The sequence below is a fragment of the Pseudomonas sp. ANT_J12 genome (assembly GCF_008370045.1).
Classification (GTDB): Bacteria; Pseudomonadota; Gammaproteobacteria; order Pseudomonadales; family Pseudomonadaceae; genus Aquipseudomonas.
In genome coordinates, this window is the sequence record NZ_VOBN01000008.1 from 197,386 (window position 1) to 211,833 (window position 14,448).

Here is a 14,448-nt window from a genome sequence, read left to right on the forward strand (position 1 = left end):
AAGGCCAAGCTCTCTATTACGAGACTTTCAGCCAGATTGAAGCCGGGTTGTTACCGCAGCCCACCCGCTTGACGCTCGACTGATGCACCCAACATCACCGCGAAGAAACCTCGACATTCGGCTCATGGATGACTTTGAACGAACGCGCTTACCCGGCGCCCCTCGAGTTTTCTGCGCACGCTTTAGCAAAGAAGAGAGTTAATCCGAATATGCCCACCCGCTCGAAGATCATCTATACCTTCACCGACGAAGCCCCAGCCCTCGCCACCTATTCACTGTTGCCTATCGTAGAGGCTTTCACCGCCTCCGCTGATATCGCCGTGGAAACCCGCGATATCTCTCTTGCAGGGCGCATCCTGGCCAGCTTCCCCGAGCAATTGGGTGACAAAGCCGTAGCCGACCACCTCGCCGAACTGGGCGACCTGGCCGTTACGCCTGAAGCCAACATCATCAAGTTGCCGAACATCAGCGCCTCGGTTCCGCAGCTACAAGCCGCCATCAAAGAACTGCAAGCCCAGGGCTTCGCTCTGCCGGACTACCCGGAAACCGTAACCACCGAGGCCGACAAAGAAGCCAAGTCGCGTTACGACAAGATCAAGGGCAGCGCCGTGAACCCGGTCCTGCGCGAAGGCAACTCCGATCGTCGCGCGCCGCTGTCGGTTAAAAACTATGCGCGCAAGCACCCGCACAAAATGGGCGCCTGGGCTGCGGACTCCAAGTCCCACGTTGCGCACATGAGCACCGGCGATTTCTACGGCAGCGAAAAAGCTGCCCTGATCGACGCCGCTGACGCCGTCAAAATCGAACTGATCGCTCAAGACGGCACCACCACCGTCCTGAAAGCAAAGACCACCGTGCAAGCCGGTGAGATCCTCGATTGCGCCGTGCTGAGCAAAAACGCCCTGCGCAGCTTCATCGCCGCCGAAATCGAAGACGCCAAAGCCAAAGGCGTGCTGCTGTCGGTTCACCTCAAAGCCACCATGATGAAGGTCTCCGACCCGATCATGTTCGGCCAGATCGTTGCTGAGTTCTATAAAGACGCACTGGCCAAGCACGCTGACGTGCTGGCGCAGATCGGCTTCAACCTGAACAACGGCATCGGCGACCTGTACGCTCGCATCAAGGCTTTGCCGGCCGAGCAGCAAGCGCAGATCGAAGCGGACATCCAGGCGGTCTACGCCGTTCGTCCGTCGTTGGCCATGGTCAACTCCGACAAAGGCATCACCAACCTGCACGTGCCGAGCGACGTGATCGTCGACGCCTCGATGCCGGCCATGATCCGTGACTCCGGCAAGATGTGGGGCACTGACGGTCAGTTGCACGACACCAAGGCTGTGATCCCGGATCGCTGCTACGCCACCATCTACCAGGCCGTCATCGAAGACTGCAAGGTAAACGGCGCTTTCGACCCAACCACCATGGGCAGCGTGCCAAACGTTGGCCTGATGGCGAAAAAAGCCGAAGAGTACGGCTCCCACGACAAGACTTTCCAGATCAAGAGCAACGGCGTGGTCCGGGTTTCCGACGGTGCTGGCCGCACCTTGCTGGAACAGTCGGTTGAAGCCGGCGACATCTTCCGCATGTGCCAGACCAAAGACGCGCCGATCCAGGACTGGGTCAAACTGGCCGTCAACCGTGCTCGGGCCAGCGCAACTCCGGCTATTTTCTGGCTGGACCCAATGCGCGCACACGACGGCGTGGTGATCGAGAAAGTTCAGGCTTACCTGAAGGATCACGACACCGCCGGCCTGGATATCCAGATCATGGCGCCAGTCGACGCGATGAAGTTCACCCTGCAGCGCACCCGCGAAGGCAAGGACACCATCTCGGTGACCGGCAACGTACTGCGCGACTACCTGACTGACCTGTTCCCGATCATGGAACTGGGCACCAGCGCCAAGATGCTGTCGATCGTCCCGCTGATGAATGGCGGTGGTCTGTTCGAAACCGGCGCCGGCGGTTCGGCACCGAAGCACGTTCAGCAGTTGCTGGAAGAAAACTTCCTGCGCTGGGATTCCCTGGGCGAGTTCCTGGCCCTGGCCGCGTCCCTTGAGCATCTGGGTGTTACTTACAACAACCCTAAAGCGCTGGTGTTGGCCAAGACTCTGGACCAGGCCACCGGCCAGTTCCTGGACAACAACAAGTCGCCATCGCGCAAAGTCGGCAACATCGACAACCGCGGCAGCCACTTCTACCTGGCGCTGTACTGGGCACAAGCCCTGGCCGCCCAGAGCGAAGACACTGCATTGCAAGCGCAGTTTGGTCAGCTGGCAAAAACCCTGACCGAGAACGAAGCGACCATCGTTGCCGAGCTCAACGCCGTTCAGGGCAAGCCAGTGGACATCGGCGGTTACTACCACGCCAATGCCGAGCTGATCAGCAAGGCCATGCGCCCGAGCAACACCTTCAACGCCGCGATCTCCGCGTTGGTTTAAGGTTGTAAGGATGCAAAGAAGCCCCGGCCCAGTGCCGGGGTTTCTGTTTCCACCCCTATTCCTGTAGGAGCGAGGCTTGCCCGCGAAGGCGGTGTGTCAATAACGATGATGTCGACTGACACACCGCCTTCGCGGGCAAGCCTCGCTCCTACAGATTTTCGACCGGAGGATATTTCATGACCTGGCTACCCCACATCACCGTCGCCACCATTGTCGAAGAAAATGGCCGCTTCCTGATGGTCGAAGAATCCAAGGGCGGACGAGCGGTGCTCAATCAGCCCGCCGGCCACCTTGACCCGGATGAAACCCTGATCGAAGCCGCCGTGCGCGAAACCCTCGAGGAAACCGGCTGGGACGTCGAGCCAACCGGCGTGGTGGGCATTTACCTCTACACCGCCCCGAGCAACGGCGTGACCTATCAACGGGTCTGCTTCACCGCCAAGGCCATCAAACACCACCCCGACTATCAACTGGACGACGGTATCCTCGGCGCCAAATGGCTGACCCGTGGCGAACTCATGGAACAGCGCGCAAACTGGCGCAGTGAGCTGATCATCCGCTGCATCGATGATTATCTGGACGGTAAACACTTCAGTCTCGAACTGATCTGCCCTTCTCTTTAGCCTTGCGGGCTTCGGCCTGTTAGAATCGCGTCCTTTTTCAAGACACTCATTGAATCCCTATGCGTGATCCAGCCCCTTCTGACATACAAAAGAAGCGCGTCATTGTCGGCATGTCCGGCGGCGTGGACTCTTCCGTTTCCGCTCTCCTGCTGATCGAGCAGGGTTATGAGGTGGAAGGCCTGTTCATGAAGAACTGGGAAGAAGACGATGGAACGGAATACTGCACTGCCATGGACGACCTGGCGGATGCGCAGGCCGTGTGCGACAAAATTGGCATCAAGCTGCACACCGCCAACTTCGCCGCCGAGTACTGGGACAACGTGTTCGAGCACTTCCTGGCCGAATACAAGGCCGGTCGCACGCCGAACCCGGACATCCTGTGCAACCGCGAGATCAAGTTCAAGGCGTTCCTCGACTACGCCATGATCCTCGGCGCCGACCTGATCGCCACCGGCCACTACGTACGCCGCCGCGACATCGATGGCCGCACCGAACTGCTCAAGGGCCTGGACCCGAACAAGGACCAGAGCTACTTCCTGCACGCCGTGGGCGGTGAACAAATCGCCAAGACCCTGTTCCCGGTCGGCGAGCTGGAAAAGCCCGAAGTGCGCGCGATTGCCGAGAAACACGAACTCGCCACCGCGAAGAAAAAGGATTCCACCGGGATCTGCTTTATCGGCGAACGCCGCTTCAGCGACTTTCTCAAGCAATACCTGCCGGCCCAGCCAGGCGAGATCAAGACCACCGAAGGCGAAGTCATCGGCCGTCACCACGGCTTGATGTACCACACCATCGGTCAGCGCCAGGGCCTGGGTATTGGCGGTTTGAAAGACGCGAGTGACGAGCCGTGGTATGTGCTGATCAAGGACCTGGTCAACAACGAACTGATCGTTGGCCAGGGCAATGACCACCCGTACCTGTTCTCCCGCGCCCTGCTCGCCTCGGACATCTATTGGGTCAACCCAATCGATCTGAGCGAACCGCGCCGACTGACCGCCAAAGTGCGTTATCGCCAGAGCGACCAGCCGTGCACGCTGGAGAAAACCGCCAGCGGCTACCGCGCGACCTTCGATGACCCGCAACGCGCGGTCACTCCAGGCCAATCCGTGGTGTTCTACGACGGTGAAATCTGCCTCGGCGGCGGCGTGATCGAAATCGCCGAGCCATGGACCAGCAAAGACACTGCGCAAGGCGCACAGCAATGAGCCCCACTCAGGAGCAACTGACGGCACTCGGTGGCGTGTTCCTCGCCGCAGTGCTGGTGGACAAGATCGCCAAGAGCGGCCAGACCAGCGAAGCCGGCCTGACCTGCATGCTCGGTAGCCTGCTGATCCGCGACCCCAAGGACACCCTGGAAGTCTACGGCGGCGACGACATCAATCTGCGCGAAGGCTATCGCGCCTTGATCGGCGCCCTGGAACGCGACCCGAGCACCTTGCAGCGTGAGCCGCTGCGTTATGCCCTGGCGATGCTGGGTCTTGAGCGTCAACTGGCCAAGCGCGACGACATGCTCGGCGTGATCGGCAAGCGTCTGCCGCAGATCCAGTCCCAGGTCGAACACTTCGGCCCGGCCCACGAAAACGTGATCGCCGCTTGCGGCGCGCTGTACCAGGATACCCTGAGCACCCTGCGCCAACGGATCCAGGTCCACGGCGACATGCGCAACCTGCAGCAACCGAGCAACGCCTCGAAGATCCGCGCCCTGTTGCTGGCCGGGATTCGTTCGGCGCGCCTGTGGCGACAGTTGGGCGGTCATCGCTGGCAGTTGGTGATCAGCCGTCGCAAGTTGCTCAAAGAGCTTTACCCGCTGATGCGCAGCAGCTGAACCGCGCCCGCAACACTGCTTTAGATCTGTAACGCGTAATACGCCGGTCAGTTGGCAACGGACCGGCGGATTTTTTCATGTATGATACGCGCCCCATTTCGTTGCCCGACTGTCCGAGAACACCCCATGCAGCTTTCTTCGCTCACTGCGGTTTCCCCTGTTGACGGCCGCTACGCCGGCAAAACCCAGGCCCTGCGCCCAATTTTCAGCGAATACGGCCTGATCCGTGCTCGCGTTCTGGTTGAAGTGCGCTGGCTCCAGCGCCTGGCCGCTCACCCAGGCATCAGCGAAGTGCCGGCGTTCTCCGCCGAAGCCAACGCGGTGCTGAACACCTTGGCGGACAACTTCGCTCTGGAGCACGCCGAGCGTGTCAAAGAGATCGAGCGCACCACCAACCACGACGTCAAAGCCATCGAATACCTGCTCAAAGAGCAAGCGGCCAAGCTGCCGGAACTGGCCAAAGTCAGCGAGTTCATCCACTTTGCCTGCACCAGCGAGGACATCAACAACCTGTCCCACGCCCTGATGCTGCGCGAAGGCCGTGATGACGTGATGCTGCCGCTGATGCGCCAGACCGCCGAAGCCATCCGTGAACTGGCGATCCGTTTCGCTGACGTGCCGATGCTGTCGCGCACCCACGGTCAACCGGCCTCCCCGACCACTTTGGGCAAAGAGCTGGCGAACGTGGTTTACCGTCTGGAGCGTCAAATCGCCCAGGTCGCTGCCGTGCCGTTGCTGGGCAAGATCAACGGCGCTGTCGGCAACTACAACGCACACATCTCTGCCTACCCGGAAATCGACTGGGAAGAGAACGCCCGCGCCTTTATCGAAGACGAGCTGGGCCTGGGCTTCAACCCGTACACCACGCAGATCGAACCGCACGACTACATTGCCGAGCTGTTCGACGCGATTGCGCGCTTCAACACCATCCTGATCGACTTCGACCGTGATATCTGGGGCTACATCTCCCTGGGTTATTTCAAACAGCGCACCATCGCTGGCGAAATCGGTTCCTCGACCATGCCGCACAAGGTCAACCCGATCGACTTCGAAAACTCCGAAGGCAACCTGGGTATCGCCAACGCATTGTTCCAGCACCTGGCGAGCAAGCTGCCGATCTCCCGCTGGCAGCGCGACCTGACCGACTCCACCGTACTGCGTAACCTCGGTGTCGGCTTCGCCCACAGCGTGATCGCGTACGAAGCCAGCCTCAAAGGCATCAGCAAGCTTGAGCTCAATGCTCAGAAAATCGCTGCTGACCTGGACGCATGTTGGGAAGTCTTGGCCGAGCCAATCCAGACCGTGATGCGCCGCTACAACATCGAAAACCCGTACGAGAAGCTGAAAGAGTTGACGCGCGGCAAAGGCATCAGCCCTGAAGCACTGCAAACTTTCATCGACGGCCTGGACATGCCAGCCGCGGCCAAGGCCGAGCTGAAATTGCTCACCCCGGCGAACTACATCGGCAACGCTGTAGAGCAAGCCAAACGCATCTGATCGACCGCTTGACCCTTTTGAGACGCCCGGCAGCGCCGGGCGTTTTTATTCCCGTCTGAAAAGTGCATTTTTTCAATAGGTTACACATGAATCCTGATATTCCTCTTCAACTTCTGGGCGGCATCACGGCGCGCGAATTCCTGCGTGACTACTGGCAGAAAAAACCGCTGCTGATCCGCCAGGCGATCCCTGATTTCGAAAGCCCGATCGATCCAGACGAACTGGCCGGCCTGGCGCTGGAAGAAGAAGTTGAATCGCGCCTGGTGATCGAGCACGGCGAGCGTCCCTGGGAAATGCGTCGCGGCCCGTTTGCCGAAGACGAATTCAGCAAGTTGCCGGAAACCGAATGGACCCTGCTGGTGCAAGCGGTCGACCAGTTCGTGCCAGAAGTCAGCGAACTGCTGGAGAACTTCCGCTTTCTGCCGAGCTGGCGCGTCGACGACGTGATGATCAGCTTCGCCGCCCCGGGTGGCAGCGTCGGCCCGCATTTCGATAACTACGATGTGTTCCTGCTGCAAGGTCACGGCAAGCGCAACTGGAAGATCGGCCAGATGTGCGACTCCGAGAGCAAGCTGCTGCCACACGCGGACCTGCGCATCCTCGCCGACTTCGAAGCTACCGACGAGTGGGTCCTGGAGCCGGGCGACATGCTCTACCTGCCACCGCGCCTGGCCCATTGCGGCGTTGCGGTGGATGACTGCATGACCTACTCGGTCGGCTTCCGCGCCCCGAGCGCCTCTGAAGTGCTGACCCACTTCACCGACTTCCTCAGCCAGTTCCTGACCGATGAAGAGCGCTACACCGATGCTGACGCCCTGCCGGCGGTCGATCCGCACCAGATTCAGCACGACGCCCTTGATCGCTTGAAAGCGTTGCTGGCCGAGCACATGAGCGACGAACGCCTGCTGCTGACCTGGTTCGGCCAGTACATGACCGAGCCGCGCTACCCGGAACTGGTGGTCGGTCCGGAAGAAATCGAGGAAGAAGACTTCCTCGCGAGCCTGGAACAAGGCGCCGTGCTGATTCGCAACCCGAGCGCGCGCATGGCCTGGTCCGAAGTCGATGACGACCTGCTGCTGTTCGCCAGCGGCCAGAGCCGTTACCTGCCGGGCAAACTGCGCGAGCTGCTGAAATTGATCTGCGCCGCCGACGCCCTGCACACCGATAACCTCGGCGACTGGCTGAAGGACGAAGACGGCCGCGGCCTGCTGTGCGAGCTGGTCAAGCAAGGCAGCCTGGGGTTTGCTGATGAATAAAATCCACGTTCGTGTCGCAGACTGGCAGAAGGACATCGCCGAGATCCGGCGCATTCGTGAGACGGTGTTCATCGCCGAGCAATCCGTTCCACCTGAACTGGAATGGGATGCCGATGACGCGACAGCTGTGCATTTCCTCGCTTTCGAAGGCGACTTTCCGATTGGCACCGCCCGCCTGCTGCCCGACGGGCATATTGGCCGGGTCTCGGTGCTGAAGGATTGGCGCGGCTTGAAGGTTGGCGATGCGCTGATGCAAGCGGTGATCGGTGAAGCCGAAAAGCGCGGGCTGAAGCAGCAGAAGCTGAGCGCGCAGGTGCAGGCCACGGCGTTCTATGAGCGTTTGGGCTTCAGCCTGGTCAGTGAGGAGTTCCTGGAAGCCGGGATTCCGCATGTGGACATGGTTCGGCATTCGGCCTGAGACACTGCACTGATCGTTCCCACGCTCCGCGTGGGAATGCCTCTCGGGACGCTCCGCGTCCCATCGCGGCAGGTGACGCAGAGCGTCACGGGCTGCATTCCCACGCGGAGCGTGGGAACGATCACGCCCCGCCATCTTCGGATGTCGGGGCGTTTTGCTGTCCAGGATTCAACTTGCCCCACCCCGGGCCGACAAACTGGCAATATCAAGCCTTTCGAAAGCGGAGATAACGGACATGTCCCTACGCACCCTGCTCACCACGTTGCTGCTGACCTGCAGTTTTTCGGTCATGGCCGCCACCGAGATCGTGCCCCTGAACTACCGCACCAGCACCGATATGCTGCCGGTAGCGCAGAATTTTATCGGCAAGGATGGCCAGGTCAGCGCCTATGGCAACCAACTGATTGTCAATGCCGATCAACGCAAGATCGACGAACTTAAGGCCTTGATCAGCCAACTCGACGTGGCCGCCAAACGCCTGTTGATCACAGTCGACACCAACGAAAACAACTTCCAGGGTGACCAGGGCTACTCGGTGAACGGTGCCAAACCGAACCAGACTCGGATCATCAACCGCAGCACCGACAGCCGTGACGGCGGCATTCAGCAGGTGCAGGCCAGTGAAGGCACGCCGGCGCTGATCCAGGTCGGCCAGAGCGTCCCGCTGACCAGCACGCAGACCGATACCTACGGTCGCCTGCAGAGCCAGACCGAATACCGCAACGTCACCCAAGGCTTCTACGTCACCGCCAGCGTTACCGGCGACATCGTTCATCTGGCGATCAGCACCAATCGTGACCGTATGAGCCAGGAACGTCCCGATGTAGTGAATGTGCAAAGTACCGACACAACTGTCACGGGGCGTCTGGGCGAGTGGATCACCCTGGCCGGCGTGAATCGCCAGACTCAGGCCGACAAACAGGGCCAGACCCGCAGCTACTCTACTCAGGGCCGGGATGACATGACCTTGCGGGTGAAAGTCGACACCCTGGACTAAAGCACCAAAAACTGACTGATAAGTCTTATTAGACTAAAGATGTAGTGCTTGAAAAAAAGCACTACAAAATGTTTGACGATCCAAAAAAGCAAAGGCATGATGGCCTCGCTCCCGCTAATCAGGGGCCCTGGCAAGGGCCTTCGAGGCGCCGCTCGCATCTACCCCGCGAGACGCTTCGTGTCTGTACCGCCCACAAGGTGTGTTTGACGAGGTTGCCGACTGGAACGAAGTTGTCCCGAGGGACGGAAGCGTAATTAGGTAACCCGGCACCACTCTGATGTTCGCACCAAGGCCCACGATGCCCGAATGCGCCCGCCAGTTCGCCCTTACCTGCTCACTTCCCCTCGAGCCCATCGTTCATCCCGTCGCCATCCCCGCCAAATCCGACTTGACCGCCTAAGCTTCTGGTCAGCGAGCAGCCTTTTACGCTTCCTTGATAGGCGTAACCGGCAGGAGCAGGAATTTTCCACCCAAGACCTATGCGACGAGGTTTATCTCCATGGCACTGACACGCGAACAGCAAATTGCAGCCCTCGAAAAAGATTGGGCTGAAAACCCACGCTGGAAAGGCGTGACACGCGCTTACTCCGCTGCTGACGTCGTCCGCCTGCGCGGCTCGGTTCAACCTGAGCACACCTTTGCAAAACTGGGCGCCGAGAAGCTGTGGAACCTGGTCACCCAGGGTGCCCACCCGTCCTTCCGCCCTGAGAAAGATTTCGTCAACTGCATGGGCGCCCTGACCGGCGGCCAGGCTGTACAACAGGTCAAGGCCGGTATCCAGGCGATTTACCTGTCGGGCTGGCAGGTTGCTGCGGACAACAACTCCGCCGAATCGATGTACCCGGACCAGTCCCTGTACCCAGTGGATTCGGTTCCAACCGTGGTCAAGCGCATCAACAACTCGTTCCGTCGTGCCGACCAGATCCAGTGGAAAGCCGGTAAAGGTCCGGGCGACGAAGGCTACATCGACTACTTCGCACCGATCGTGGCTGACGCTGAAGCCGGTTTCGGCGGCGTACTGAACGCTTACGAGCTGATGAAAAGCATGATCGAAGCAGGCGCCGCCGGCGTTCACTTCGAAGACCAACTGGCTTCCGTGAAAAAATGCGGCCACATGGGCGGCAAAGTACTGGTTCCTACCCAGGAAGCTGTACAGAAGCTGACCGCTGCTCGTCTGGCGGCTGACGTTGCCGGTACGCCGACCATCATCCTGGCTCGTACCGACGCTAACGCGGCTGACCTGCTGACTTCCGATTGCGACCCGTACGACCAGCCATTCGTGACTGGCGAACGCACCCAGGAAGGCTTCTACAAAGTACGCGCCGGCCTCGACCAGGCCATCGCTCGCGGCCTGGCCTATGCGCCGTACGCCGACCTGATCTGGTGCGAAACCGCCAAGCCGGATCTGGACGAAGCTCGTCGCTTCGCTGAAGCGATCAAAAAGGAATACCCGGACCAACTGCTGTCGTACAACTGCTCGCCTTCCTTCAACTGGAAGAAAAACCTGGACGACGCGACCATCGCCAAGTTCCAGCGCGAACTGTCCGCCATGGGCTACAAGCACCAGTTCATCACCCTGGCCGGCATTCACAACATGTGGCACAGCATGTTCAACCTGGCGCACGACTACGCCCGCAACGACATGACTGCCTACGTGAAGCTGCAGGAACAAGAGTTCGCTGACGCGGCCAAGGGTTACACCTTCGTGGCTCACCAGCAGGAAGTGGGCACCGGCTACTTCGATGACATGACCACCGTGATTCAAGGTGGCTCGTCCTCGGTAACCGCGCTGACCGGTTCGACTGAAGAAGAACAGTTCCACTGATACCTGAGCAAACGGTCGTTGCGGACCCGATAGAAAGCTAACCGCAACGTCGCACAACTAACGCCCCGACTGGTTCGGGGCGTTTTTTTGCCCGAAATTCACCCCCCCCTGTAGGAGCGAGGCTTGCCCGCGAAGGGGACGCCGCGGTGCATCAGGGAAACCGCGTCATCGTTCATCGCGGGCAAGCCTTGCCCCTACAAGAGCGGTGGCAAAAAACATTGATCCAGAGCGGTATCGCGATCAGAAAAACGCGGTAAAACGGGCAACGCTGCTACTTGCAGTAACGGCTATATAAGACAACTTCCCAACCCCTCACCCGTTAAACAGTTTAAAAACCGAGCCAAACAGTATTGATTATCATTTAGACGCAACTATGTTCGTTACATTTCCTACAAAACAATATTGATGAAAAACCGGCTAATGCCCGCATGGCATGGGCTACAGGGCTGTGGAGGTGTGCTATGTCCTTATTCCTATAAATAATTTCGCTATAGGAATTTTACTTGCACGGTGTTGTGCCATAAAATCACCGCGATTGATTGCTGCGACATATCGTCACTGCTTTGTTTCTTTATCAAGCTCAGAGACCTTTGCTCTCTGTTAAGGATTACCAGCATGCCCGAAGCGACAGGACTCATGGCCCACAACTGGGGCTTTGCCATTTTCCTTCTGGGCGTTGTCGGCCTTTGCGCCTTCATGCTCGGCGTCTCCAGCCTCCTCGGGTCAAAAGCCTGGGGCCGCAGCAAAAACGAACCGTTCGAGTCCGGCATGCTACCTACAGGTGGCGCCCGCTTGCGGCTCTCAGCCAAATTCTATCTGGTCGCGATGCTCTTCGTGATCTTCGATATCGAAGCCCTCTTTCTCTTTGCCTGGTCTGTGTCCGTCCGCGAAAGCGGCTGGACCGGATTCGTCGAAGCTCTCGTTTTCATAGCAATTCTGTTGGCAGGTCTTGTCTACCTGTTCCGAGTGGGCGCCCTTGACTGGGCTCCGGAAGCTCGTCGCAAGCGGCAGGCGAAGCTGAAACAATGAGGCTTTGGCAATGCAATACAATCTCACCAGGATCGACCCCGATGCTCCTAACGAGCAGTATCCGATTGGCGAGCGGGAAACCGTTTCCGATCCGTTAGAAGATCAAGTCCACAAAAACATCTTCATGGGCAAGCTCGAAGACGTGCTTAACGGCACGATCAACTGGGGGCGCAAGAACTCCCTGTGGCCGTATAACTTCGGTCTTTCGTGCTGCTACGTGGAAATGACCACCGCCTTCACGGCGCCCCACGACATCGCGCGCTTTGGCGCCGAAGTTATCCGGGCATCGCCGCGTCAGGCGGATTTCATGGTTATCGCCGGTACCTGCTTCATCAAGATGGCGCCGATCATTCAGCGTCTCTACGAGCAAATGCTCGAACCGAAATGGGTTATCTCCATGGGTTCGTGCGCCAACTCCGGTGGCATGTACGACATCTACTCCGTCGTTCAAGGGGTGGACAAGTTCCTGCCCGTGGACGTCTACGTGCCTGGCTGCCCGCCCCGTCCCGAAGCTTTTCTGCAAGGCTTGATGCTCTTGCAAGAGTCGATTGGACAGGAGCGTCGTCCGCTTTCCTGGGTCGTCGGTGATCAAGGCGTTTATCGCGCCGAGATGCCTTCGCAAAAGGAACAGCGCCGCGAACAGCGAATCGCAGTCACCAACCTGCGCAGCCCCGACGAAGTCTGATCCAGCTCTGCTTCTTTTACAGAACGAGACACTGGCTTCATTCTTTACGTTGACCGAAAGCGATAAATAACCATGACTACAGGCAGTGCTCTGTACATCCCGCCTTATAAGGCAGACGACCAGGATGTGGTCGTCGAACTGAACAACCGTTTTGGCCCCGAGGCGTTCACCGCCCAGCCTACCCGCACCGGCATGCCGGTGCTTTGGGTTGCCCGCGCCAAACTCGTCGAAGTCCTGACCTTCCTGCGCAACCTGCCCAAGCCGTACGTCATGCTCTATGACTTGCACGGCGTGGACGAGCGTCTGCGCACCAAGCGTCAAGGGCTGCCAAGCGGCGCCGACTTCACTGTGTTCTATCACTTGATGTCGATCGAACGTAATAGTGACGTGATGATCAAGGTCGCCTTGTCCGAGAGCGACCTCAGCGTGCCGACCGTGACCGGCCTCTGGCCGAACGCCAACTGGTACGAGCGCGAAGTGTGGGACATGTACGGGATCGACTTCAAAGGTCACCCGCACCTGACCCGCATCATGATGCCGCCGACCTGGGAAGGTCACCCGCTGCGCAAGGACTTCCCGGCCCGTGCCACCGAATTCGACCCGTTCACCCTGAACCTGGCCAAGCAACAGCTTGAGGAAGAAGCCGCACGCTTCAAGCCTGAAGACTGGGGCATGAAGCGTTCCGGGGCGAACGAGGACTACATGTTCCTCAACCTCGGTCCCAACCACCCTTCCGCTCACGGTGCGTTCCGCATCATCCTGCAGCTGGACGGTGAAGAAATCGTCGATTGCGTGCCGGACGTTGGCTACCACCACCGTGGTGCCGAGAAGATGGCCGAGCGTCAGTCCTGGCACAGTTTCATCCCGTACACCGACCGTATCGACTACCTCGGCGGCGTGATGAACAACCTGCCGTACGTGCTCTCGGTCGAGAAGCTGGCCGGCATCAAGGTGCCTGAGAAGGTCGACGTCATCCGCATCATGATGGCCGAGTTCTTCCGGATCACCAGCCACCTGCTGTTCCTGGGGACGTACATCCAGGACGTTGGCGCCATGACCCCGGTGTTCTTCACCTTCACCGACCGCCAGAAGGCGTACACGGTGATCGAAGCCATCACCGGTTTCCGTCTGCACCCGGCCTGGTACCGCATCGGCGGCGTCGCCCACGACCTGCCGCGCGGCTGGGAAAAACTGGTGAAAGACTTCGTCGAGTGGATGCCAAAGCGTCTGGACGAATACCAGAAAGCCGCCCTCGACAACAGCATCCTCAAGGGCCGGACCATCGGCGTCGCGGCCTACAACACCAAAGAAGCCCTGGAATGGGGCGTCACCGGTGCCGGCCTGCGTTCGACCGGTTGCGACTTCGACCTGCGTAAAGCACGTCCGTACTCCGGCTACGAGAACTTCGAATTCGAAGTTCCGCTGGCGGCCAATGGCGATGCCTACGACCGTTGCATCGTGCGCGTCGAAGAAATGCGCCAGAGCCTGAAGATCATCGAGCAGTGCATGCGCAACATGCCGGAAGGCCCGTACAAGGCGGATCACCCGCTGACCACGCCGCCGCCCAAAGAACGCACGCTGCAGCACATCGAGACCTTGATCACGCACTTCCTGCAAGTTTCGTGGGGCCCGGTCATGCCGGCCAACGAATCCTTCCAGATGATCGAAGCGACCAAGGGCATCAACAGTTATTACCTGACGAGCGATGGCGGCACCATGAGCTACCGCACCCGGATTCGTACCCCAAGCTTCCCGCACTTGCAGCAGATCCCTTCGGTGATCAAAGGCAGCATGGTCGCGGACTTGATCGCGTACCTGGGTAGTATCGATTTCGTTATGGCCGACGTGGACCGCTAAG

General features: G+C 59.4%; 12 protein-coding genes. All 12 read left to right on the forward strand.

Features of this window, described 5'->3' with window-relative positions:
* Nucleotides 1-209: 209 nt before the first annotated feature.
* The 12 genes from FQ192_RS18835 to nuoC all read left to right on the forward strand — a co-directional run bounded on the left by FQ192_RS18835 (nucleotide 210) and on the right by nuoC (nucleotide 14,447).
* Complete coding sequence (locus tag FQ192_RS18835) at nucleotides 210-2,435, forward strand: NADP-dependent isocitrate dehydrogenase (RefSeq protein WP_149659914.1); 2,226 nt, start codon at nucleotides 210-212, stop codon at nucleotides 2,433-2,435.
* 176 nt (nucleotides 2,436-2,611) lie between these two features.
* Nucleotides 2,612-3,058 (forward strand): NUDIX hydrolase, encoded by a 447-nt coding sequence (locus FQ192_RS18840; protein ID WP_149659915.1) that lies wholly within the window; start codon nucleotides 2,612-2,614, stop codon nucleotides 3,056-3,058.
* A gap of 59 nt (nucleotides 3,059-3,117) precedes the next feature.
* Nucleotides 3,118-4,263, forward strand: a complete 1,146-nt coding sequence (mnmA, locus tag FQ192_RS18845; protein WP_149659916.1) for a tRNA 2-thiouridine(34) synthase MnmA — start codon at nucleotides 3,118-3,120, stop codon at nucleotides 4,261-4,263.
* Nucleotides 4,260-4,883 carry a high frequency lysogenization protein HflD gene (hflD, locus tag FQ192_RS18850; RefSeq protein WP_054053662.1) on the forward strand — a complete coding sequence of 208 codons (624 nt, stop codon included), beginning with the start codon at nucleotides 4,260-4,262 and terminating at the stop codon, nucleotides 4,881-4,883. The genes mnmA and hflD overlap by 4 nt, the downstream gene beginning before the upstream one ends.
* A gap of 126 nt (nucleotides 4,884-5,009) precedes the next feature.
* Nucleotides 5,010-6,380 (forward strand): adenylosuccinate lyase, encoded by a 1,371-nt coding sequence (gene purB, locus FQ192_RS18855; protein ID WP_054614119.1) that lies wholly within the window; start codon nucleotides 5,010-5,012, stop codon nucleotides 6,378-6,380.
* An 86-nt stretch (nucleotides 6,381-6,466) separates the two neighbouring features.
* Nucleotides 6,467-7,636 carry a cupin domain-containing protein gene (locus tag FQ192_RS18860; RefSeq protein WP_149659917.1) on the forward strand — a complete coding sequence of 390 codons (1,170 nt, stop codon included), beginning with the start codon at nucleotides 6,467-6,469 and terminating at the stop codon, nucleotides 7,634-7,636.
* Entirely contained in the window at nucleotides 7,629-8,054 is a 426-nt protein-coding gene (locus FQ192_RS18865; RefSeq protein ID WP_133838672.1) for a GNAT family N-acetyltransferase, read from the forward strand. The genes FQ192_RS18860 and FQ192_RS18865 overlap by 8 nt, the downstream gene beginning before the upstream one ends.
* Before the next feature lie 235 nt (nucleotides 8,055-8,289).
* Nucleotides 8,290-9,051: a secretin N-terminal domain-containing protein gene (locus tag FQ192_RS18870; protein ID WP_149659918.1), complete on the forward strand. Its 762-nt coding sequence runs from the start codon at nucleotides 8,290-8,292 to the stop codon at nucleotides 9,049-9,051.
* A 499-nt stretch (nucleotides 9,052-9,550) separates the two neighbouring features.
* Nucleotides 9,551-10,876: an isocitrate lyase gene (aceA, locus tag FQ192_RS18880; RefSeq protein ID WP_123403070.1), complete on the forward strand. Its 1,326-nt coding sequence runs from the start codon at nucleotides 9,551-9,553 to the stop codon at nucleotides 10,874-10,876.
* 615 nt (nucleotides 10,877-11,491) lie between these two features.
* The gene (locus tag FQ192_RS18885) at nucleotides 11,492-11,905 is read left to right on the forward strand and encodes an NADH-quinone oxidoreductase subunit A (protein WP_003223812.1); all 414 of its coding nucleotides are present in this window, start codon (nucleotides 11,492-11,494) and stop codon (nucleotides 11,903-11,905) included.
* Nucleotides 11,906-11,915: 10 nt separating this feature from the next.
* Complete coding sequence (locus tag FQ192_RS18890) at nucleotides 11,916-12,590, forward strand: NADH-quinone oxidoreductase subunit B family protein (RefSeq protein ID WP_008146035.1); 675 nt, start codon at nucleotides 11,916-11,918, stop codon at nucleotides 12,588-12,590.
* Between the two features lie 72 nt (nucleotides 12,591-12,662).
* A complete protein-coding gene (gene nuoC, locus FQ192_RS18895) occupies nucleotides 12,663-14,447 on the forward strand; it encodes an NADH-quinone oxidoreductase subunit C/D (RefSeq protein ID WP_133838684.1) in 1,785 nt (594 codons plus the stop codon).
* Nucleotide 14,448 lies beyond the last annotated feature (1 nt).